This is a genomic window from Frateuria sp., from assembly GCF_035943815.1.
Taxonomy (GTDB): Bacteria; Pseudomonadota; Gammaproteobacteria; order Xanthomonadales; family Rhodanobacteraceae; genus Frateuria_A.
The window spans coordinates 330,296-350,884 of the sequence record NZ_DASZBU010000019.1; the positions used below are offsets into that span (position 1 = coordinate 330,296).

The window sequence follows — 20,589 nt, forward strand, 5'->3', positions numbered from 1 at the left end:
TGGGCGCACCTTGGGCGGACGCGGCAAGCCTTTCGCACCGCCCCCTCATCCGCCTCCGGGCGCCTTCCCCAAGAACGGGGGCTTAACCCGCGGCGCCGAGGGGATCAGCTTGCGGGCGGGCTGGAGCCGCCCGGCGCGTGGTCCAGTGCCATCACGATGGCGTCCTCGCGCCCGTTCTTGGCCGGGTAGTAGCGCGGGCGTCGGCCGATCTCCTTGAAGCCGACCGAGGCGTACAACTGCTGCGCCACCGGGTTCGAAGGGCGCACCTCGAGGAACACCCGGTCGGCGCCGCTCCAGCGCGCCACGTCCAGCAACCGGCCCAGCAGGTGACGGCCCAGGCCCTGGCCGCGCCAGTCGGAACCGATGCAGAGATTGAGCACGTGCGCCTCGCCGGCAGCTACCGACAGGATGCCGTAGCCGGCCACCACGCCGTCGCTGCAGAGCACCCAGCACGGATGCCCCGCCTTCAGGCAGTCGCCGAAGATGCCGGCGGACCATGGGAAGTCGTACGAGGCGGTTTCCAGCGCGCTGACCGCGGGCAGATCCTCGCGGCGCATGGCGCGCACCTCCACCCGCGGGCGCGCCACCGCCACCATCACACGCTCTCCGGTGCGGCCAGCGTTCGCCGCAGCTGGCGCAGCGCGGTCCACAGCCGGCGCTTGCCCTCGCCGCTGGCAAGCACCTGCTGCGGTTCGTCGGCGAGCACGATCTGCGCCTGGTTCATCACCGCGGCGGGCAGCTCACGCCCCAATGCATGCGCCTGTGCCTGGCCGAACACCAGGTAGGCGCGCACGGGCGACACGGTGGCGGTGGGACGCCCCTCCCGCACCAGGATGCGGCCGGCCCGCGCCAGTTCCGGCCCATAGGCGGCGAGCGCGCGGCCAAGCAGGTCCAGCTCGCGGGGCGAGCAACCCTCGGGCAACAGCACCACGCAGGAAGCCGGCGGAACAGCCGGCGCAGGCGCCGCGCGCGGCTCGGCCGCCGCCGTGCCAACGCGTCGCACCCATGGCGTGATGCCCAAAGCGCGCAGCATCCGCGCGCGGCGCGCGGTGGGTTCGCTGCTGGCCGGCAGGGCGCTCACGGCCTGCCGCGGCGAATCCGCCGGCGATGCGCGGCACGGCCCCACAAGGTGACCGCCGGACCGGACAGCAGGTACAGCGTGAACACCACGAACAGCACCCGCGGCGGGTCGATCAGGAAGGGCACCAGCACCAGCACGCCGACCAGCACCCACAGGAACGGCACGCGGTCGCGCTCGCCCATCGGCAGCGACTTGAAGCTGAAATAGCGGAAGCGGCTGACCATCAGCAGTCCCACCACCACGGCCACCACCAGCGTGACGAAACACAGCGCCTGGCCGTCGATGTCCTGGCCCTCAGCGCGGAATTTCTCCACGCTCCACACGTAGGACATGCACACGGCGGCCGCTGCCGGACTGGCCAGGCCCTGGAAATAGCGTTTGTCGATCACTCCGACCTGGGTGTTGAACCGCGCCAGGCGCAACGCGGCGCAGGCGGCATACAGGAAGGCCGCGGCCCAGCCGATCTTGCCCCAGACCGGCCCGAAGCCCTTGAGCGAAGACAGCGACCAGTTGTACATCACCAGCGAGGGCGCCAGGCCGAAGCTGACCAGGTCCGACAACGAGTCGTACTGCACGCCGAACTCGCTCTGCGTGCCGGTCAACCGCGCCACGCGGCCGTCCATGCCGTCGAGCACCGCCGCGACGAAAACGGCGACCGCCGCCTCGGTGAAACGCCCGCCGATGCTCGCCACCACGGCGTAATAACCTGCGAACATCGCCGCCGTGGTGAACAGGTTCGGCAGCAGGTAAATGCCCCGGTGGCGCGGGGTGCGAACTGGCGCGTTCTCGCTCATGCAACGATCCGTGACGTACTGCGCGAGAGTGTAAACCATCGTCCGTCGCCTGCTCCGGCGCGCTTGAGTCCGGCGCGCCGGAGTGTTAACTAGTGCCGGGCCCCACCCCGCCGGAGAAACCCATGCGCCGCCTGCCCCTTGCCCTCGTGTTGCTGCTGCTCGCACCCGCGGTCGCGGCGCAGGTGTACAAGTGGACCGATGCGCAGGGAACCGTGCACTACTCAGAGATGCCTCCGCCGCAGGGCACCGCATTCAAGCGCATCACCACTACCGGCGTGGTCCAGTCGCCGCCGCCGGCGCCCAAGCCGACCGCCGTCGAGCCCGACGACAAGCCGCAACCCGAACAACCCGCCCCCGTCGCCGACACGCCGGAAAACCGCGCCAAGCTGTGCAGTTCGCTCAAAGCCAACCTCGATACGCTCAGGAGCAAGGGGCCGGTGGTGATGGAGCAGCAGGGTAAGCCGGTCGCGCTGGATGACGAACAGCGCAAGCAGCAGATGGCCACCGCCGAAAAGCAATACGTGCAGTTCTGCTCGCAGTAACCGCCGGCAATCCCGACCGGCGGGGGCCGTATAATCGACCTCTTTGCCCGATCCGGATCGCCCGCCATGCGCCTCAGCCAATTCCACCTGGCCACCGTCAAGGAAGTTCCCGCCGACGCCGAAATCGCCAGTCACCGACTGATGCTGCGCGCCGGCATGATCCGCAAACTCGCTTCGGGCCTGTATACCTGGGCACCGCTGGGCCTGCGCGTATTGCGCAAGGTCGAACAGGCCGTGCGCGAGGAAATGAATCGCGCCGGCGCCATCGAATTGCTGATGCCCGCCGTGCAGCCGAAGGAACTGTGGGAGGAATCCGGCCGCTGGGACAAATTCGGCGACCAGTTGCTCAAGATCCGTGACCGCAAGGACCAGGAATTCTGCTTTGGTCCGACCCACGAGGAAGTCATTACCGACTTCGCCCGCAACGAGCTCAAAAGTTACAAGCAGCTCCCGCTCAACTTCTACCAGATCCAGACCAAGTTCCGCGACGAGATTCGCCCGCGCTTCGGCGTGATGCGCGCGCGCGAGTTCCTGATGAAGGACGCCTATTCCTTCCACCTCTCGGCCGAGTCGCTCGGCGAAACGTACGAAGCGATGTACCGCGCCTACTCGCGCATTTTCAGCCGGCTGGGCCTTTCGTTCCGTGCGGTGCAGGCCGATACCGGCGCGATCGGCGGCAACGCCAGCCATGAGTTCCAGGTATTGGCCGACTCGGGCGAAGACGCGATCGCCTTTTCGGACGGTTCCGATTACGCAGCCAATGTCGAAAAGGCACAGGCACTCGCGCCTGCCGGCGCGCGCCCTGCCCCGCATGCGGAACTCAAGCGCGTGGACACGCCCACGCAGAAGTCCATCGCCGAAGTGAGCGCCTTTCTGGGCGTATCGCCGCAGCTTTGCATCAAGACGCTGCTCGTGCGCGGTCGCGATGGGCTGGTTGCGCTATGCCTGCGCGGCGACCATGAGATCAATGAGGTCAAGGCCGGCAAGCTGCCCGAGTTGCCAGACCAGTCGGTGCTCGCCTCGGAGGAGGAGATCCTCGACGCCACCGGCACGCGCCCCGGTTTCATCGGCCCGGTCGGCCTGCCTGCGGGCATTCCGGTGATCGTCGACCGCGATGCGGCGGTGCTCGCCGATTTCGTCTGCGGCGGCAATGCCGATGGCACCCATTACACCGGCGCCAACTGGGAACGCGACGCGCGCATTACCCGTATCGAGGATATCCGCCAGGTCGTCGAGGGCGACCTCTCGCCCGACGGCCACGGCATGCTGCATATCGCCCGCGGCATCGAAGTGGGGCACATTTTCCAGCTCGGGGCCAAATATGCCCAGGCGCTGGGCGCCACGGTGCTCGACGACCAGGGCAAGAGCCAGGTGATGCTTATGGGCTGCTATGGCATCGGCGTCAGTCGCATCGTGGCGGCGGCCATCGAGCAATCGCACGACGAAGCCGGAATTATCTGGCCCGAAGCCATGGCGCCGTGGCGGGTGGCCGTTTGCATCATCAATCCAAAGAACTCGCCCGAAGTGCGCGCCGCGGCCGAGGCGCTTTATCGCAAACTGGAACAGCGCGGCATCGAAACGGTTCTGGACGACCGTGGCCTGCGCCCGGGCCAGATGTTCGCGGACCTCGAACTGATCGGCATTCCGCACCGCGTGGTGGTGAGCGAGCGTGGCCTGGCTGCCGGCACGCTGGAATACCGCCGTCGCAGTGAATCGGACAACCGCGCCATTACCGAGGACGAATTGTTCACGCTGCTGGCAGGAGAGTAGGTGCCCATTTGCACCATTAACAGGCCGTCGCTCCGCGCAAGGCCGCTTATGGCTTCCTGATAATCGGCTACTTTTGCAATCGCCCCCGCTATTGGGCGAGAATGGACCCGGCACAGGACGCACCGCTCTCATGACGAGAAGCAAGGCACATAATCGAAAGACTTTCCAGGAGCCTACGCATGGCAGTCGATATCAAGAGCCTCAATCACAACCAGCTCAATGAACTGATCAGCAAGGCGCAGGTGCGCCAGAATGAGCTGCGCAAGGAAAAGGTCGCCAAGCTGCGTGAAAAAATCCACGCGCTGGTGAAGGCCGAGGGTTTCACTTTCGAGGACGTTTTCGGCGGCGCCCGCAAGGCCCGCCGCAGCACCGGTACGGTCGCGCCGAAGTATCGCAACCCGGCCAATCCTGAGCAGACCTGGTCCGGCCGCGGCAAGCGCCCTCGCTGGTTCAACGATGCGCTGAAGGCCGGCAAGAAAGAAAAGGATCTGGCGATCTGATTCCGGCGGCTGCCATGAAATAAAAACACCGGCCCAGTGCCGGTGTTTTTTTGTGCGGGGTCTTCGCTCAATTGACTCCCTCTCCCCAGCGGGAAGAGGGCCGACAACTCAGGCCGCGGTGCCGCCCACCGTCATGCCATCGATCTTGAGCGTGGGCTGGCCTACGCCGACCGGCACGCTCTGGCCGTCCTTGCCGCACACGCCGATGCCTTGGTCCAGCTCGAGATCGTTGCCGATCATCGAGACGCGGGTGAGCACCTCGGGACCGGAGCCGATCAGCGTGGCGCCCTTGACCGGCGCGGTGACCTTGCCGTCCTCGATCAGGTAGGCCTCGCTCGCGGAGAACACGAACTTGCCGCTAGTGATGTCGACCTGGCCGCCGCCGAAATTCACCGCATAGAGGCCGCGCTTGACCGAGCGGATGATCTCGGCCGGATCCTGCGCGCCGGCACGCATGTAGGTGTTGGTCATGCGCGGCATCGGCAGCTGCGCGAAGGATTCGCGCCGGCCGTTGCCGGTGGGTTTCATGCCCATCAGGCGCGCGTTCAACTTGTCCTGCATGTAACCCACGAGGATGCCGTCCTCGATCAGCGTGGTGCACTCGCTGGGCGTGCCCTCGTCGTCCACGCTGAGCGAGCCGCGGCGATTGGGCAGGGTGCCGTCGTCGACCACGGTGACGCCGGGAGCGGCCACGCGCTGGCCGATGCGGCCGGCAAAGGCCGAGCTGCCCTTGCGGTTGAAGTCGCCCTCCAGGCCGTGGCCGATCGCTTCGTGCAGCAGCACGCCGGGCCAGCCGGGGCCGAGCACGACGGTCATCTGACCGGCCGGGGCATCGATCGAATCGAGGTTGACCAGCGCCTGGCGCACCGCCTCGTCGGCGAAGGCCAGCGCGCGACCGTTCTCGATCAGCTCGCGGTAGCCGTAGCGGCCACCGCCACCGGCGCTGCCCTGCTCACGCCGGCCGCCGGCCTCGGCGATCACCTGCACGTTCAGACGAACCAGCGGGCGCACGTCGGCGGCCAGGGTGCCGTCGGCGCCGGCCACCAGCACGGTATCCATGGTCGCGGCCAGGCTTACGATCACCTGCTTGACGCGCGGGTCGCGCGCACGGGCATACGCATCGACTTCGCGCAGGAGCGCGATCTTGTCCGGGTTGGGCAGGCTCTCGACCGGATCGAGCGCGGGATAGAGCGCCTGCGCGCCGCCGAGCGCCAGCGGCTTGCCGGCGCCATTGCCGCCCTGGGCGATCGCGCGCGCGGCCTTGGAGGCCTCCAGCAGCTGCGGCAGAACGATCTCGTCGGAGTAGGCGAAGCCGGTCTTCTCGCCGCTGATCGCGCGCACGCCCACGCCCTGCTCGATCGAGTGGCTGCCGTCCTTGACGATGCCCTCCTCCAGCAGCCAAGACTCGCTGCGCGAATGCTGGAAATAGAGATCCGCCGCGTCGATCGACGGACCCATCAATTGCGCGAAGACACGTTCCAGGTCGTGGGTGGCCAGACCACCGGGGGCCAGCAGCTTGTTCTCGACGTGGGCAATCAGTGAATCCATGGAGCCGGCGTCCTCGGGGCGAAAGGGGTGACTATCCCACATGGGGCCGGACGGGGGCTTTAAAAGCGCGCCGCTGGGTGCGGCAACTGCCATTCGCAGTCCGCTACGGAAACAGGATCAATGGCCGGAACTCGATGCCGGCGCGGGCGCCGATGCGGACGCGGCCGGGGCCGGGGCCGGCTGCACTTCGTGCTTCTCGATCAGGGTGAACACCGGCTTCTCCCAGCTGCCGCTGACGCGGTAGCGCGCGCTGGCTGCCTTGTTGAGGCCCTTGCCGAGCAGCCCCTGCACGGCGAAGCCGGCGGCAGCGCCGACCGGCCCGGCGACCACCGCACCGACCACCGGCAGGCTGTTGCCCAGGTGCGGCACCACGTAGACCTGCTGGTCGTAGTCGCGCGCGCGCAAGCCGGTGCGGCCGCGGATGTCGATGTCGGCGGCGGGGCCGAGGATTTTCAGGTTGTCGGTGGTGGCGTTGCCGCCGGCGAAACGGAAGTCGCCCCGGATCGAATCGAAGGCCAGCCCCTTGCCGAACACGTCACCGAAATCCAGCGTCAGCCGACGCGGCAGCTCGGCCACCGAAACCAGCCCGAACAGTCGCCCCACCCCGGGCCCGACCTCGGGGATGCGCCCGTGGCTGACATCGACGGCGAGGCTGCCGTCCATCGTCGCCAGGGCTAGCGAGCTGGGCGCTCCCGGCCAGGTGGCATCCAGTACCGCGTGCGTCTTGCCGCCGTTGAACAGCCCCTGGTAGCCGAATGCGTTGAGCATGCTGCCCAGGTCCTGCGCGGAGAAATCGATGCGCATGCGCGTGTGGCTGTCCTGCGCGTTGCCGTTCCAGTCCCCGCTGGCGCTGAGCTGCACGCTGCGCGACAGCGAGCGCAACTGGTCGATGCGCATGCCCTTGTCCGTCGGCCAGGTTTCCAGCCGCGCCTCGCCCAGCTTGGCGGTACCCAGGCGCATGTCGCCCACCCACAAATGCAGCGGCGGCAGGGCGGCCGGGTCGATGCCGGTGGCCGCGGGATTGGCCGGCTCCTTCGCGCCCGCCTGGGGCTGCGCAGGCGCCGCCTCAGACTCCGCCGGCGGTGGCGCTGCCTTGACCTGCTGCGCTCCTTCGGTCGGCGGTGCGGCGCCCTGCGGCCAGTAGAGCCGCTGCAGGCGTGCCGTGATGCCGCGCTTGCGCAGGTCCGTCGAGGGCACGCCGACGTGGCCGGCCATCGCCGGGCTGTCGACGTCGATGCCCAGCACGTCGGCCTGCGGCGCGGCCTGGATGCGCATGCCGGCAAATTCGTGTTCGAACACCAGCGCGCGGTCGGCACTGACGTCCAGGCTCTCCAGCCCCGGTCCCTCACCGGTGCTGCCGGCTGCCGCGTGTTGCACCCAGCCGGACAGATCCAGCACGGAAGCATGGCCGCGAATGCGCAGGCCCTTGTCCGGCAGGTCCTCGGGCGCGGCCTGGCCGAGCCCGATCGCTGCCGCGAGCGGCTGCATGTCGCCGGCCGGCAGGCGGAAGCGCGCGCGCATCACCTCGCCGAGCGCGAGGTCGAGGTCGCCCCCCTCCACCGGCACGCCCAATGTGAGGTGCAGCGGCAAGGCCGCGTCGGCGGGCTTGGACAGCGGCGCCGGCAGCGTGAGCGCGGTGCCTGCCAGCGTGCTGTCGGCGCTTAAGGTTTGCAGCAGTGCATCGCCGGTGCCGTGGCGGATATCGAAGCCCAGTGTGTAGTCGCTACGTCCCTGCGATGCGGCGCCCAGCCAATCCAGTTGCGGATAGCCCTGGACCATTTCGGCGATGCTATAGCGCCCTTGCAGCCGCGCCGCCAGCACAGTGCCGGCGCGGCCGGTGGCGCCGGCAATGGCCAGGTCCAGCGAGGAAGGCTGCCCGCGGAAACCGCCGGTGAGCGGACCGGCGTGCACGCCGGTCGCGTCGAAGCTGAGCGGGCCGCCGAGCTTGTCCAGCCTGAGCTTCCACTCCGGCGCGTCCACGTCTACGTCCTTGAGCTGTGCGCTGCCGTCCAGCCGCATCGCCGCCACGTCCTTGACCGGCAGCGACAGGTGGAAAGCGAACGCGCCGCTGCCGCCCAGGCGCAGCTTGGCGAGCGTGTCGGCCTGGTGGCGGGCGATCGGGCTCTGCCGCAGGAACTGCAGCAGACTCGCGCCGCTGCCGCTGCCCTGCGCGTTGAGGTCGAGCACGGCGTCGCCGAAATCCGGAATCAGCGCCACCGCCCGCTCGAGCTTCACGCCGAGCGAACTGCCGCCGCTGGCCTGCACCAGCATGCCGTTGCCCACGAAGCTGGCCTCCGCCTCGAGGCCGTCTGCGTGTGGCCAGCCTTCGCCGTAATCGAGCTCGAGGCCGCTGATCCGGGCATGCGCCTCGAAGCGGCCCTCGTTGTGGTGGAACGGCCAGTCCGCCAGACTGCCGCGCACGACCAGCTCGCCTTCGTCGATCGTGCCGGCGACCAGCGCGCGGTCGAGCCATTCGATGGCCGTCGGCGGCATCGAGCCGGTGGGCCAGAACAGTTTGGCCGCCGGCACCTGCGCGTGATCGATGTGTGCGTACAGGTCCAGGAACGGCCGGCCGCCGTCGTCGGGCAGCGCGATGGTGCCGCGCACGCTGCCGGCGAAACCCTCGCCCTCGAAGGCGAGCGGATCGACGCCGACCTGCCAGGCGCCATCGTCGTGCCAGGCGGCCACGGTTCCGGCCAGGCGCGACAGTACGAAGGGTTTGCGGAAGCTGTGCGACAGGTCGAGCACGGTGGCCTGCGCGGGCAGCTCCAACGCATAGCCCTGCGCATCCCCACGCAGGCGGCCACCGAGGTTGCCGATCCCCGGCAGCTTGCCCACAGCGTCGATGCCGGCATGGGCGAAGGTCGCCTCCAGGTGCTCCACGCCGCCCGCACGCGACCACCGCAGCGCTGCCTGGCGCAGCAAGGCGTGGGGGCGCCCGCCGCCGAGCCACGCGCCAAGCGCCGGGGCGAGCGAGGGCTTGAGCGCCAGCCACGGCAGCAACGGTGCGAGATCCAAGTCGCGCACATCCAGCGCCACGCGCGGACCGGACTCGGCCTGGTGCAGCGTCAGCGCCAGCGCGCCGCCGCCGGCGGCGGCGTAGCGCACGTCGTAACCGTCGGCGCGTTGCGTGATGCCGGCCAGGCCGCGCAAGACGCCCACCCGGGCGGTGCCCGCCGGCCCCTCGACGGCCAGGCCGGCAAGATCCAGGCGCAGCGTGGCGCGCACCACCTTGTGATCCTTCCAGTCCAGCCAGGCGGCCAGGCTGCCGGTGCCGCTCCGGGCCGCATAGCCGTCGATCGCCACGTCGCCCAGCAGTGAGTGCAGGTCGACCCGGTCGCCGGCCAGCCACAGGCGGCCGGCGCTACCGTCCTCACGGAAGCTGCCGGCGCCTTGCCATCGGCCGGACGCGCCTTCGCGGCGCAGGATCGCGCCGAAGCGGATGCGGCTACCCTGGCGGCTCAGCCGCAATTGGTCGGCCAGCAACCGGTAATGCTGGCCGCTGGCCTCGTCGGTGATCGCCAGCTGCAGGTCGCGCAGCTGGATGCCCACCGAAACCGGCCCCATCGAAAAGGCCTGGCGCGAGCCACCGTCCGGGCCGCCGACGCCGTTGACGTGCCAGCGCCCCTGCGCATCGCGGCCGAGGTCCAGCTCCAGCCCCCGCGCACGCAGATTGAGCAGGTGCCGCGAAGGCAGCAGCCAGCCGCCGAAGTCGATCTTCAGTTCCGACTCGGGCAGGCGCAGTGCGCTGCCTCCGGCTGGGCCGGGGCCGATGGTCACATCCCGCATAAGGAACAAGGGGCCTGAGGCCTGCCAGCGTCCCTCCATCGAGGCGAAGCTCACCGGCCGCTGCAGGCGCTCGGAAAGCTGCGCGGCCACCCATTGCGGATGGCGCGCCAGCAACGGCAGCAGCAGCTGCGCCAGAGCCACCAGCACGGCCAGCGCCACCACGGCGACGCCGGCTGCCCAGCCAAGGCCACGCAACGGCAAGTGCAGGCGCTTAAGCCCGCGCGCGTTCACCTCGTTTCGTCCCGGCCGAGAGTCCGCCGCTTACAGCAAGACGACATCGAACTGTTCCTGCGAGTAATGCTCTTCCGGCTGGAAGCGTATGCTCTTGGAGATGAACTCCTCCAGTTCGGCGACCGCGGCCGATTCTTCCTCCAGGATGCGCGAGACCACCTTGGGGCTGGCCATCACCAGCAGCTTCTCGGCGTTGAACTGGCGCACGGCCCGGGTGATCTCGCGGAAGATCTCGTAGGTCACCGTCTCGGCGGTCTTGACCGTGCCACGCCCGCCACAGGCCGGGCATGGCTCGCACAGCTGGCGCTCCAGGCTCTCGGTGGTGCGCTTGCGCGTCATCTCGACCAGTCCCAGCGCCGACATCGGATAGACCGTGGTCTTGGCGTGGTCGCGCGCGAGCCCCTTCTCCAGCATGCGGATCACCTGGCGGCGGTGCTCCTCGTCGCTCATGTCGATGAAGTCGATGATGATGATGCCGCCCAGGTTGCGCAGCCGCAGCTGGCGCGCAGCCGCCTGCGCCGCCTCCAGGTTGGTGCGGTAGACGGTTTCCTCCAGGTTGCGCGTCCCGAGGTAGCCGCCGGTGTTGACGTCGATCGTGGTCATCGCCTCGGTCTGGTCGACGATCAGGTAGCCGCCTGATTTCAGCGGCACCTCCTTCTTCATCGCGCGCTGGATCTCGTCCTCCACGCCGTAGAGGTCGAAGATCGGACGTTCGCCCGCGTAGTGCTCGATGCGGTCGTCCAGGCTGGGCATGAACTTGTGCACGAACTTGACCACTTTCTCGTGCGTCTCGCGCGAATCCACCCGCACCTTCTCGATGTCGTCGGTGAGCATGTCGCGCAGGCTGCGCAGTGGCAGCGAGAGTTCCTCGTAGACGCGCTCGCCCACCTTCGCCCTGGCGATGTTCTCCTGCACCACACGCCAGACCTTGCTCAGGTAAGCCACGTCGAACGCCAGCGACTCGGCCGACTGGCCTTCCGCGTTGGTGCGCACGATGTAGCCCAGCCGGCTGCCCTCTTCGCCTATCAGGCCGCCGAGCACGTCCTTCAGGCGCGTGCGCTCGGCCTCGTCCTCGATGCGCGCGGAAATGCCCAGTGTCTTGGCATGCGGCAGCAGCACCAGGTAGCGCGAGGGAATCGACAGGTGGGTGGACAGCCGCGCGCCCTTGGTGCCGATCGGGTCCTTGACCACCTGCACCACGATTTCCTGCCCCTCGTGCACCAGTTCGCTGATCGACGGGGTGGTGTGGCCGTTGCCGTGCGCCTCGGTGCCTTCGGGGAGCGGCGGGCGCACGATGTCCGAGGCGTGCAGGAACGCTGCGCGCTCCAGCCCGATCTCCACGAACACCGCCTGCATGCCGGGCATCACCCGCTGCACGCGTCCCTTGTAAACGTTGCCCACGTAGCCACGGCGGGAGGCGCGCTCGACGTGCACTTCCTGCAGCATGCCGTTCTCGACCACGCCCACGCGGGTCTCACGAGGCGTCACGTTGATAAGTATCTCTTCGCTCACACCCACCCCCGTAAACGTCTGCCTTTATAGCGGGTGGGTGCGCGGACTGTCGATGCGCCGCGGCAGGCTTCGCAGGCGCGCCCCGGCTCCCGCACAGGCGGACTGGGCCAGGAGGTACCCTACTCGCTAGACTTGCCGGCCGCCCGTGCCTGCTCAAGGGATACCCATGAAGCTCCTGCTCGTGGAAGACTCAGAACGCCTGCGCACCACCCTGCAACACGGGCTGCGCGGCGCCGGCTTCGCGGTCGACGCGGCAGCCGACGGCGTGGAGGCGAAGGGCTTCCTTGCCAGCTACGACTACGAGCTGGTGGTGCTGGACCTGATGCTGCCGCGGCTGGACGGCCTGGGCGTGTTGCGCGCCCTGCCCGGCGGCGGGCGGCGGCCGCGAGTGCTGGTGCTGTCGGCGCGCGACCAGGTGGGCGATCGCATCGAGGCGCTCAACGCCGGTGCCGACGACTACCTGGTCAAGCCGTTCGCCTTCGACGAGCTGTTGGCCCGCCTGCATGCGCTGGCGCGCCGCCCGCTGCAGGCGCAGCCGGCCGTGCTCAGCCATGGCCCGCTGGCCTGGGACCCGCTGGCCCAGCGCGCCAGCGTGGACGGCCAGCCGCTGGCGCTGACCCCGCGCGAGTTCGCCGTGCTCGGGCTGCTGCTGCGTCACCGCGGGCGCACCTTCACCCGCCAGGAGATCCTCGAGCGCACCGCCGGCAGCGACACCGAGGTGTCCGACCGCAGCGTGGAGGTGCTGGTGTTCGGCCTGCGCCGCAAGCTCGACGCCGCCGGCCTGGTCGGGCTGATCGAGACGCGCCGCGGCGCCGGCTATCTGATCCCGTGAAGCCGCCCTCGCTTGCCGCGCGCATTACCCTGCTGCTGGCGGCCACCAGCCTGGCGGTGCTCGGCGGCGGCGCACTGGCGATGGACTGGCGCATCGACCGCGCCATGGAGGCGCGCTTCCGCGGCAACCTGCTGACCCAGGCGCAGGCGCTGACCACGGTAGTGGAAGTCGAACAGGCCGCCGGCACGCCACGCAACCCACCCGCCCTGTTGGCTGGGGAGGGACGCGTCTATTACGAGCTGCGCTGCGATGGCCTGCCCGTGCTGCACACCTCGCCCCCGCCGCCGATCGTCCCGCCCGGTTGGCCGCAATCGGCAGGAGTGGTTCCGCGCTTTGCCAACCTGCCGCACGGGAAGGGCCGGCTGGGCACCGTCATCTTCGCGTTCCAGGAACCCTCCACCCACGGCCCGCCTACCCGCAGTTGCGCCCTGCTGTATGCGCAGGATCGCCACTCCTTCGACCGCCTGCTGACCGCGCTGGACTGGATCCTCGGACTGGGACCGGCTCTGGCCCTGCTGATCGCACTGGTGGCCGTGCCGCTGATCGTGCGGCGCGGGCTCAGGCCCGTGCGCGCGCTGGTCGAGCGCATGCGCGTCATCGGTCCGCACGCCCCCGGCCAGCGTCTGCCGGCCAGCGGCACGCGCGAGCTCGACCCGCTGGTGGCGCGCTTCAATGACGTGCTAGCGCGCATGGACGACGGCCTCGCGCGCGAGCGCCAGTTCGCCAGCGGCCTGGCCCACGAGACGCGCACGCGGCTGGCCGAGCTGCGCGCACTCACCGAAGTGGAGAGCCGCTACCCCAGCGGCCGCAGCCTGCCCGACATCATGCACGAGGTGGGGACCATCGGCGCCGAACTGGAGGCCACGGTGGCCGCATTGCTGCTGCTCACCCGCCTGCAGTCGGGGCTGGAACGACCGTGCCTGCAGTCCCTCGCACTGGGGCCATGGCTGGAACGCCAGCTGCAGCGCCACCGCGCGCTGGCCGCCGGCCGCGGGGTGGCGCTTGCGGTCGAAGGCACGCCGCCGACGGAACTGCATACCGATCCGGCGCTGCTGGAGGTGGCCATAGGCAACCTGCTCGGCAATGCCGCGGCCTATGCCCCCGCCGGCGACACGGTACGGCTGCGGCTGGAACCGGCACGGCTGCGTGTCGATAACGCCGCACAGGAGCTGGAGCCGCAAGACCTGGCCAGCTTCGGTGAACGCTTCTGGCGCAAGCAGCCCCCGCATGCCGGCCATGCCGGCCTGGGCCTGGCCCTCGCCCGCGCCGCGGCCGAGGCGTTGGGCATGTCGTTGGATTTCGAATTGCGCGATGGGCGAGTGCAGGCGACGCTGGCGTGGAGGCCGGGCTGAGCGCGCCCTCCATGGTCCCCGCCCGGTAGGATCGATGGCCTGCCGATCCCGCTTGCTTCCACGATCGAAGAGGGAACAGGCTAACGGGCACGCATGCCCCTCACCCGCCCGCCTTCTCTACCGTGCTCCTTGCCTCCTGTTCCTCCAGCAGCGCGCGCAACCTCGGCAGGCTCTGCGGGTAGCGCTGCTGCACGAAGGTGATGACGCCCTCGCGCACGAGGCAGCGCAGGTCCCAGTTGCTGCTGGAATCGGCCGAGCTGGCCAGGATGCGCAATTGGATCGCGTGCTCGTTCGCATCGGTCACCTGCAGCACGCACACGCGCCCGTCCCATTGCGGCGCGGCCCTGCACAGGCGCTTGACCTCCTCACGCAGCGGCTCCAGCGGCACGCGGTAGTCCAGCCAGAGATACACCGTGCCGATCAGCTGCGCGCTGGTGCGCGTCCAGTTCTGAAACGGGTTCTCGATGAACCAGTTGAGCGGCACCACCAGCCGCCGCTCGTCCCAGATGCGCACCACGACGTAGGTGCCGGTGATTTCCTCGATGCGCCCCCATTCGCCCTCGATGATCACCACGTCGTCCAGCCGGATCGGCTGGGTGATGGCGATCTGCACGCCGGCGATAAGGTTGCTCAGCACCGGTTTGGCCGCCAGGCCGACCGCCAGCCCGGCCAGCCCCGCCGAGGCGAGCAGGCTGGTGCCGATCTGGCGCACACCCGGGACCATCATCAGGCAGGCGGCCAGGCCGATCAGGATCAGCAGCACGCTCGCCGAGCCCCCGAGCACGCGTACCTGGGTTAGCACGCGGCGCGCGCGCAGGTTGTCTTTGGTATTGACCGGGAAGCGGCTGCTGAAGAAGAACTCCGCCGCGTTGATGCAACGCACGCCCAGCCAGGTGGCCACCGCGACCAGCGCGATCGCAAGCCCCTGGGCCAGGGTCGCGGCCAGGTGCAGGCTGGCCGCTTCCGGCCGCGTGCGCAGCGCCACCGCCATAACCAGCAGCGGCACCAGCCAGCCCATCGGCGCGCGTGCCTCCTTGAGCATCTCGCGCGCCATCGGGTGGCCTTCGCTGAAGCGCCACAGCAGCGCGCGCGCCAGCCGGTGCACCGCGATCGCGATCAGCAGCGCCACGACCACCGTTACGCCAAGGCGGACCCACGGCTGGTGGTTCCAGATGTCCAGCAGGTAGTCCGTCATGCGCCCACCCTGCCCGGCCGCGCGTCCACGGCACGTGGGCACGCCAGCGCCGGAACCTTCAGGCCGCCGCGGGCGTGCCTTAGAGTAGGCCGATGAACACAACGCCCATCCTCCTCGCCTGGAGCGGCGGCAAGGACTGCCTGTTGGCCCTCGAACGGCTGCGCGCCGAGCCGCACTGGCAGGTGGTCGCGCTGCTGACCACCGTCAACCGCACCTACGGGCGCATCGCCATGCACGGCGTGCGCCGTGACATCCTGCGGGCGCAGGCCCGGGCGCTGGGCCTTGCGCTCCTGGAAGTGGAAATGGACTGGCCCGGCAGCAACGAGGCCTACGAATCGGCCCACGAAAACGTGCTTGCCCAGGCGCGGATGCGCTGGCCCGGCATCCGCCACTGTGCCTTCGGCGACCTGTTCCTGGAGGACGTGCGCGACTACCGCGTGCGCCAGCTCGGGCGTGCCGGGTGGCGCACGCTGTTTCCGCTGTGGGGCGAGGATACCGCCGCGCTCTCGCGCCGCTTCGTCGGCGAAGGCCACCGCGCGGTGCTGTGCTGCGTGGACACCCAGCAACTGGACGCCGACTACTGTGGTCGCGCCTACGACGGCGCCCTGCTCGACCGCCTGCCCGCCGGCGTCGATCCCTGCGGCGAACGTGGGGAGTTCCACACCTTGAGCTACGGCGGCCCCTTGTTCGCCCGCGAGTTGGCCCTGCGCCGCGGCGAGTCGGTGCTGCGCGACGGCCGCTTCCAGTTCACCGATTTCCTGCTCGATGAAGCCCTCGGCTGAAGGGCACGTCCTGCCCGATCTGCTGCGGCCGGGGCTGACGCTGGTGTTCTGCGGCACCGCCGCTGGCGAGCGCTCCGCGCGCGAAGGGGCCTACTACGCGCATCCTGGCAACCTGTTCTGGCGGACGCTCTGCGATGCCGGCATCACACCGCGGCTGTTCGCTCCCGCCGAGTTTCCCGCCCTGCCCGAGCTCGGCATCGGCCTCACCGACCTGGCCAAGCGTCACAGCGGCAACGATGCCGACCTGCCGCGCGATGCCTTCGACGTGCCCGCGCTGCTGGCCAAGATCGAACGCTATCGCCCCCGCCTGCTCGCCTTCACCAGCAAGGCCGCCGCTCGCGCCGCGCTCGGTCGGGCGGTCAGCGCCTACGGCGAACAGCCCGAACGGATCGGCCGCACCCGCGTGTTCGTCCTGCCCTCGCCCTCGGGGCAGGCACGAAGGCACTGGGACATCGGTCCATGGCGCGAATTGGCGCGGCGCTTGCGCGAGGGGTAGGCAGGGCTTATCCCGCCAGCGGAAAGCATCGCGAGCACACATGGCGCCTGCAGGGACGGACGCTCACGGCACGAAGCCCGCGGTACAGCCAGCACTGCTCGTCCAGGCGCAACGGCAGTGCGTCGCATCGACGAGAGCAAGGTCCGACCTGTCGGGACACTGGCGAACATGGACGCTGACCTTGCGCGTCCGTTGCTTCTTCAGTCCACTGGCGTGTGGCGGTAAGTCGCTACGTCGCGCTCCATCACCGCCGGCGCACCGTTGTTCCAGGCGTCGCGGATGTAGCTGACCACGGCGGCGACGTCTGCATCGCTCAGCTGCTGGGCGAACGGCGGCATCGAGTAGGGGCGCGGATGGCTCGCGGTAGAGGGGGCGAAGCCGCCCAGCAACACGACGCGGATCGCGTTGATGCCGGTCGGTTCGGTAACCGAGCCGTTGCCGGCCAGCGGCGGATAGATGCCGTTGACACCTTCGCCGTCCTTGCCGTGGCAGCCGGCGCATTGCTGCTCGTAAAGCTTGCCACCGCGGGTGAGCAGCGCAGTCGTGTCCAGCGGACTCTCGCCGCTCGCAGGCGCGGGTCGCGGTGGCAGCGATCGCAGGTAGGTGGCGATGGCGCGGAGATCGTCCTCGCGAAGGTGCTGGGTGCTCTGCATCACCACGTCGGCCATCGGCCCGAAGGCCGCGCCCTTGCCGGATTGACCGGTTTTCAGCAGCGACACGATGTCGTCCGTGCTCCAACCTTCCAGGCCGCCGTGCGCGCGCGTGCTCAGGTCGGGGGCGTACCAGTTCTGCGCGGGGATCTGCCCGCCGGTGAGCGCCTCGCCCTCCCGGGGCAGGCCGCCGAGGTTGTCGCGCGTGACATGGCACTCGTTGCAGTGGCCCAGTCCCTGCACGAGATAGGCGCCGCGGTTCCACTCGGCCGACTGCTTAGGATCGGGCACGAACTCGCCGGGACGGAAATACAGCGTGCGCCAGGTGGCCAGGCTCGCTTTGAGGTCGTAGGGAAAACGCAATGAGGGCGCCGCCGTTTCGCTGCGCATCGGCGGCAACGACTTCAGGTAGGCGAACAGCGCGAACGCGTCGTCGCGGCTGACCCGGGTATAGGAGGTATAGGGGAAGGCCGGATAGAGCGCGCGCCCGTCCCGGCCGACGCCTTCGTGCAGCGCGCGCCAGAACGCATCGAAGGACCACTGGCCCAGCCCGGTGGCGTCGTCGGGGGTGAGGTTGGGAGCGGGCACATCGCCGAAAGGCGTAGGCAGCGCACGCCCGCCCGCATAGGGCTTGCCGCCCTGGGCGGTGTGGCAGGCGGCGCAGTCGCCCAGGGTGGCCAGGTAGGCGCCGCGGGCGACCAATGCCGGGTCCTGCAGCTTCGCCTCCGTGGTGGTCGCCGCCGGCAGCGCTGGATGGTGCTGGGCGGACAGCCACCAGGCGATGCCGGCGATCGCCAGCACCAGCACGGCCAGGAACGTGCGCAGCAGCCACTTCATCGTGCGGCCCCCATCGCGCCGAGCACGCCGCAGGCGAGCGGCGGCGTGACCGACCCAGGCGGCTGTGCGTGGGCGCCCGAGGGCACCTCGTGCGTGGCCAGCCAGGCGGAAACGGCCGTGATATCGGCCTCGCTCAGGCGGTTGGCGACGGTCGCCATGCAGTCGGGCGCCACCATAGCGCGGGTATGCGTGCGCCACGAACCCAGCTGCGCGCTGATGTAGTCGTAGGGCAAGCCGACCAGGCCAGGGATGTCCGGTTCCACGCCGGTCAGCTGCGCCCCGTGGCAAGCGGCGCAGGCGGGGATCTTGCGCGTGTCGTCGCCCTGGGTCGCCAGTGCCTGGCCGCGCCGCAGCATGGCCTCGGAAATGCGCGGCAACGGCGAGCGCTCGTAGGGCACCTGCTGGGTGGCGAAGTATTGCGCGATCTCGTGCGCGTACTCAGGCGAGAGGCCGCGCACCGTGTACTCCATCGGAGCGTACTTGCGCAGGCCGTCCTGGAAGTTCCGGATCTGCCGCGCGAGGTAGCCGGCCGGTTTACCGGCCAGGCGCGGGAAGAAGCCGCTCTGGGGCGTGCCCTGGCCCTGCTCGCCGTGGCAGGCGGTGCAGGCGGCGATGCGCTGCTTGAGCGTATCGGGCACGGTCGGCGCATCGGCGGCACGCACCGCGGTGGTGGACACGGCGGCGGCCAGGAGCGCCGGCGCAAGGCACACGGAGGAAAGCAGGCTCATGGGTGGGATTATAAGTACCGCCCCGCGCGCGGCATGCCAGTAGGGCGAGCTATGCTGCGCCGGCGCGACACCATGTCGCACCGTGCCCATTGCACACCGACCCACCGGAGGCCGCCGTGAAACGATCGCCCGCCCATCTTGCCCCGTTCCTCACCCTGCTGCTCGCCGCACCGGCGATGGCCGCACAACCGGCTTCACCGCTTGCCTGGGCCTCAATCGACCAGCTGCAGCAGCAGATGGGCGCCGGCACGCTGGACAGCCGCACGCTGGCGCGCCAGTTCCTCGATCGCATCGAGCAGATCGACCAGGCCGGCCCCACGCTGCGCGCCGTGATCCAGACCAATCCCGACGCGCTCACGCTCGCCGCCTCGCTGGACGCCGGCCGCTCCAAGGGCAAGCACGGGCCGTTGTACGGCATCCCGGTGCTGCTCAAGGACAACATCGATACCGGTGATCGCATGCTCACCACCGCCGGCTCGCTGGCGCTGGCCGATGCGCCGGCGCCGCGCGACGCGGGCCTGGTCGAGCGGCTGCGCAAGGCCGGCGCGCTGGTGCTGGGCAAGACCAACCTGAGCGAGTGGGCCAATTACCGCTCCAACCATGCCAGCAGCGGCTGGAGCGGGCGCGGCGGGCAGACCAGGAACCCCTACGTGCTCGACCGTAACCCCTGCGGATCGAGTGCAGGCTCCGGCGCGGCGGTGGCGGCGGGACTGGTGACGGTGGCGATCGGCACCGAGACCGACGGCTCGATCATCTGCCCGGCCGCGAGCAACGGCATCGTCGGTATCAAGCCCACGCTGGGCCTGGTCAGCCGCAGCGGCATCGTGCCGATCGCGCACAGCCAGGACACCGCCGGCCCGATGGCGCGCAGCGTCGCCGACGCGGCGGCACTGCTCAGCGTGATCGCCGGCAGCGACCCGCGCGACCCGGCCACAGCCGAAGCGGACAGGCATGCGACCGACTACACCCGCTTCCTCGATCCGAACGGCCTCAGGGGCAAGCGCATCGGCGTCGTGCGCCAGCTGGCCGGCGCCGAACCCAACGCCGACCGCGTGCTGGAACGGGCCATCGCACTGATGAAGGCGCAGGGTGCGGTGATCGTCGATCCGGTCACCGTGCCCCACCTGGCTGACCTGGGCGGCCCGGAACTAACCGTGTTGTCCTACGAGTTCAAGCACGACATCGACGCCTATCTCGCCACCCGGCCCAACTTGAAGGTGAAGTCGCTGGCCGACCTGATCGCCTTCGACAAGGCCCATGCGGCGCAGGAGATGACCTGGTTCGGCCAGGAGCTGTTCGAGGAGGCGCAGGCGCGCGGCCCGCTCACCGAGCAGAAGTACATCGACGCGCAGGCCAAGGCCAAGCGGTTCGCCGGCCCCGAGGGCATCGACGCGGCGCTGGCCAAGGACCACCTGGACGCATTGCTGGCCCCGTCGTGGGGGCCGGCGTTCGTCACCGATCTGGTGCTCGGCGACCACGTCGTCAGCGGCGACCCGACCGTGGGCGGCGCGTCGCAGCCGGCAGCGGTCGCGGGCTACCCGTCGATCACCGTCCCAGCCGGCTTTGCCCACGACCTGCCGGTGGGCATCGTGCTGTTCGGCGCCAAGTGGAGCGAGCCCAAGCTGATCTCGATCGCCTACGGCTTCGAACAGCATGCCAGGGCGTGGCAGGCGCCGCGCTTCCTCGACACCGTCGGCGGCAAACCGGTCGCGGCCTCGCCCTGACCCCATGCGCGAGCCGCGCCTGCTAAGCACGTTGACGTGTCCGCAGTGCGGGCACCGGTCGGTAGAAACCATGCCGACCGATGCCTGCCTGTTCTTCCACGACTGCCCCGCCTGCGGCGCGCCGCTCAAGCCCCGACCCGGCGACTGCTGCGTGTTCTGCTCCTACGGCGACGTGCCCTGCCCACCGGTGCAGGCCGAGCGCGGGTGCTGCGGATAGGCCGCAGGT

At 69.7% G+C, this 20,589-nt stretch carries 18 protein-coding genes; 9 read left to right on the forward strand and 9 right to left on the reverse strand.

Going from position 1 to position 20,589, the window contains the following annotated elements; translation table 11 throughout:
- Nucleotides 1-104 precede the first annotated feature (104 nt).
- From rimI to VGU65_RS15365, 3 genes are read right to left on the reverse strand one after another with little or no spacing between them, the layout of a single operon-like run.
- On the reverse strand, nucleotides 105-596 hold the full coding sequence (rimI, locus tag VGU65_RS15355; protein ID WP_327477172.1) for a ribosomal protein S18-alanine N-acetyltransferase: 492 nt from the start codon (nucleotides 594-596) through the stop codon (nucleotides 105-107).
- Nucleotides 596-1,081 carry a hypothetical protein gene (locus VGU65_RS15360; protein ID WP_327477174.1) on the reverse strand — a complete coding sequence of 162 codons (486 nt, stop codon included), beginning with the start codon at nucleotides 1,079-1,081 and terminating at the stop codon, nucleotides 596-598. Before VGU65_RS15360 ends, rimI begins: the two co-directional genes overlap by 1 nt.
- Nucleotides 1,078-1,875, reverse strand: coding sequence for a CDP-alcohol phosphatidyltransferase family protein (locus tag VGU65_RS15365; RefSeq protein WP_327477176.1), 798 nt, complete (start codon nucleotides 1,873-1,875; stop codon nucleotides 1,078-1,080). Before VGU65_RS15365 ends, VGU65_RS15360 begins: the two co-directional genes overlap by 4 nt.
- Nucleotides 1,876-1,997: 122 nt before the next feature.
- On the opposite strand from VGU65_RS15365, the gene VGU65_RS15370 reads away from it, so the two are divergent.
- From VGU65_RS15370 to VGU65_RS15380, 3 genes are all read left to right on the forward strand, one after another.
- The gene (locus VGU65_RS15370) at nucleotides 1,998-2,417 is read left to right on the forward strand and encodes a DUF4124 domain-containing protein (RefSeq protein ID WP_327477178.1); all 420 of its coding nucleotides are present in this window, start codon (nucleotides 1,998-2,000) and stop codon (nucleotides 2,415-2,417) included.
- A 66-nt stretch (nucleotides 2,418-2,483) separates the two neighbouring features.
- The gene (locus VGU65_RS15375; protein ID WP_327477180.1) at nucleotides 2,484-4,187 is read left to right on the forward strand and encodes a proline--tRNA ligase; all 1,704 of its coding nucleotides are present in this window, start codon (nucleotides 2,484-2,486) and stop codon (nucleotides 4,185-4,187) included.
- Between the two features lie 179 nt (nucleotides 4,188-4,366).
- Nucleotides 4,367-4,687, forward strand: coding sequence for an H-NS histone family protein (locus tag VGU65_RS15380; protein ID WP_327477182.1), 321 nt, complete (start codon nucleotides 4,367-4,369; stop codon nucleotides 4,685-4,687).
- A 108-nt stretch (nucleotides 4,688-4,795) separates the two neighbouring features.
- Here the strand turns inward: VGU65_RS15380 and tldD are convergent, their stop codons facing one another.
- From tldD to rng, 3 genes are all read right to left on the reverse strand, one after another.
- Complete coding sequence (tldD, locus tag VGU65_RS15385; RefSeq protein ID WP_327477184.1) at nucleotides 4,796-6,235, reverse strand: metalloprotease TldD; 1,440 nt, start codon at nucleotides 6,233-6,235, stop codon at nucleotides 4,796-4,798.
- Nucleotides 6,236-6,352: 117 nt separating this feature from the next.
- Nucleotides 6,353-10,255 carry a YhdP family protein gene (locus VGU65_RS15390; RefSeq protein ID WP_327477186.1) on the reverse strand — a complete coding sequence of 1,301 codons (3,903 nt, stop codon included), beginning with the start codon at nucleotides 10,253-10,255 and terminating at the stop codon, nucleotides 6,353-6,355.
- Nucleotides 10,256-10,285: 30 nt separating this feature from the next.
- Entirely contained in the window at nucleotides 10,286-11,767 is a 1,482-nt protein-coding gene (rng, locus tag VGU65_RS15395) for a ribonuclease G (protein ID WP_327477188.1), read from the reverse strand.
- Between the two features lie 166 nt (nucleotides 11,768-11,933).
- On the opposite strand from rng, the gene VGU65_RS15400 reads away from it, so the two are divergent.
- Nucleotides 11,934-12,599 carry a response regulator transcription factor gene (locus VGU65_RS15400; RefSeq protein ID WP_327477190.1) on the forward strand — a complete coding sequence of 222 codons (666 nt, stop codon included), beginning with the start codon at nucleotides 11,934-11,936 and terminating at the stop codon, nucleotides 12,597-12,599.
- Nucleotides 12,596-13,951 (forward strand): ATP-binding protein, encoded by a 1,356-nt coding sequence (locus VGU65_RS15405; protein WP_327477192.1) that lies wholly within the window; start codon nucleotides 12,596-12,598, stop codon nucleotides 13,949-13,951. The genes VGU65_RS15400 and VGU65_RS15405 overlap by 4 nt, the downstream gene beginning before the upstream one ends.
- A 100-nt stretch (nucleotides 13,952-14,051) precedes the next feature.
- On the opposite strand, the gene VGU65_RS15410 is transcribed toward VGU65_RS15405, so the two are convergent.
- A complete protein-coding gene (locus tag VGU65_RS15410; protein ID WP_327477194.1) occupies nucleotides 14,052-15,146 on the reverse strand; it encodes a mechanosensitive ion channel family protein in 1,095 nt (364 codons plus the stop codon).
- A gap of 92 nt (nucleotides 15,147-15,238) precedes the next feature.
- Here VGU65_RS15410 and VGU65_RS15415 point away from each other — a divergent pair, with 92 nt between their 5' ends.
- On the forward strand, nucleotides 15,239-15,928 hold the full coding sequence (locus tag VGU65_RS15415) for a Dph6-related ATP pyrophosphatase (RefSeq protein WP_327477196.1): 690 nt from the start codon (nucleotides 15,239-15,241) through the stop codon (nucleotides 15,926-15,928).
- On the forward strand, nucleotides 15,912-16,424 hold the full coding sequence (locus VGU65_RS15420; RefSeq protein WP_327477197.1) for a mismatch-specific DNA-glycosylase: 513 nt from the start codon (nucleotides 15,912-15,914) through the stop codon (nucleotides 16,422-16,424). Before VGU65_RS15415 ends, VGU65_RS15420 begins: the two co-directional genes overlap by 17 nt.
- A 200-nt stretch (nucleotides 16,425-16,624) precedes the next feature.
- Here VGU65_RS15420 and VGU65_RS15425 read toward each other — a convergent pair whose 3' ends face one another.
- Together VGU65_RS15425 and VGU65_RS15430 are read right to left on the reverse strand one after the other, a co-directional pair.
- Nucleotides 16,625-17,911, reverse strand: coding sequence for a cytochrome c (locus tag VGU65_RS15425; protein ID WP_327477199.1), 1,287 nt, complete (start codon nucleotides 17,909-17,911; stop codon nucleotides 16,625-16,627).
- The gene (locus tag VGU65_RS15430; RefSeq protein ID WP_327477200.1) at nucleotides 17,908-18,639 is read right to left on the reverse strand and encodes a c-type cytochrome; all 732 of its coding nucleotides are present in this window, start codon (nucleotides 18,637-18,639) and stop codon (nucleotides 17,908-17,910) included. Before VGU65_RS15430 ends, VGU65_RS15425 begins: the two co-directional genes overlap by 4 nt.
- A 176-nt stretch (nucleotides 18,640-18,815) precedes the next feature.
- Here VGU65_RS15430 and VGU65_RS15435 point away from each other — a divergent pair, with 176 nt between their 5' ends.
- Together VGU65_RS15435 and VGU65_RS15440 are read left to right on the forward strand one after the other, a co-directional pair.
- Nucleotides 18,816-20,363: an amidase gene (locus VGU65_RS15435; protein ID WP_327477277.1), complete on the forward strand. Its 1,548-nt coding sequence runs from the start codon at nucleotides 18,816-18,818 to the stop codon at nucleotides 20,361-20,363.
- Nucleotides 20,364-20,367: 4 nt separating this feature from the next.
- Nucleotides 20,368-20,580, forward strand: a complete 213-nt coding sequence (locus tag VGU65_RS15440) for a GDCCVxC domain-containing (seleno)protein (RefSeq protein ID WP_327477201.1) — start codon at nucleotides 20,368-20,370, stop codon at nucleotides 20,578-20,580.
- The last annotated feature ends 9 nt before the right edge of the window (nucleotides 20,581-20,589 follow it).

Coding starts and splice junctions, on each gene's coding strand:
- VGU65_RS15420 (WP_327477197.1), top strand. CDS start 15,912: ATGAAGCCCTCGGCTGAAGGGCACGTCCTGCCCGATCTGCTGCGGCCG.
- VGU65_RS15415 (WP_327477196.1), top strand. CDS start 15,239: ATGAACACAACGCCCATCCTCCTCGCCTGGAGCGGCGGCAAGGACTGC.
- VGU65_RS15375 (WP_327477180.1), top strand. CDS start 2,484: ATGCGCCTCAGCCAATTCCACCTGGCCACCGTCAAGGAAGTTCCCGCC.
- VGU65_RS15425 (WP_327477199.1), bottom strand. CDS start 17,911: ATGAAGTGGCTGCTGCGCACGTTCCTGGCCGTGCTGGTGCTGGCGATC.
- VGU65_RS15370 (WP_327477178.1), top strand. CDS start 1,998: ATGCGCCGCCTGCCCCTTGCCCTCGTGTTGCTGCTGCTCGCACCCGCG.
- VGU65_RS15435 (WP_327477277.1), top strand. CDS start 18,816: ATGGCCGCACAACCGGCTTCACCGCTTGCCTGGGCCTCAATCGACCAG.
- VGU65_RS15440 (WP_327477201.1), top strand. CDS start 20,368: ATGCGCGAGCCGCGCCTGCTAAGCACGTTGACGTGTCCGCAGTGCGGG.
- VGU65_RS15380 (WP_327477182.1), top strand. CDS start 4,367: ATGGCAGTCGATATCAAGAGCCTCAATCACAACCAGCTCAATGAACTG.
- VGU65_RS15400 (WP_327477190.1), top strand. CDS start 11,934: ATGAAGCTCCTGCTCGTGGAAGACTCAGAACGCCTGCGCACCACCCTG.
- VGU65_RS15365 (WP_327477176.1), bottom strand. CDS start 1,875: ATGAGCGAGAACGCGCCAGTTCGCACCCCGCGCCACCGGGGCATTTAC.
- rimI (WP_327477172.1), bottom strand. CDS start 596: ATGGTGGCGGTGGCGCGCCCGCGGGTGGAGGTGCGCGCCATGCGCCGC.
- tldD (WP_327477184.1), bottom strand. CDS start 6,235: ATGGATTCACTGATTGCCCACGTCGAGAACAAGCTGCTGGCCCCCGGT.
- VGU65_RS15410 (WP_327477194.1), bottom strand. CDS start 15,146: ATGACGGACTACCTGCTGGACATCTGGAACCACCAGCCGTGGGTCCGC.
- VGU65_RS15430 (WP_327477200.1), bottom strand. CDS start 18,639: ATGAGCCTGCTTTCCTCCGTGTGCCTTGCGCCGGCGCTCCTGGCCGCC.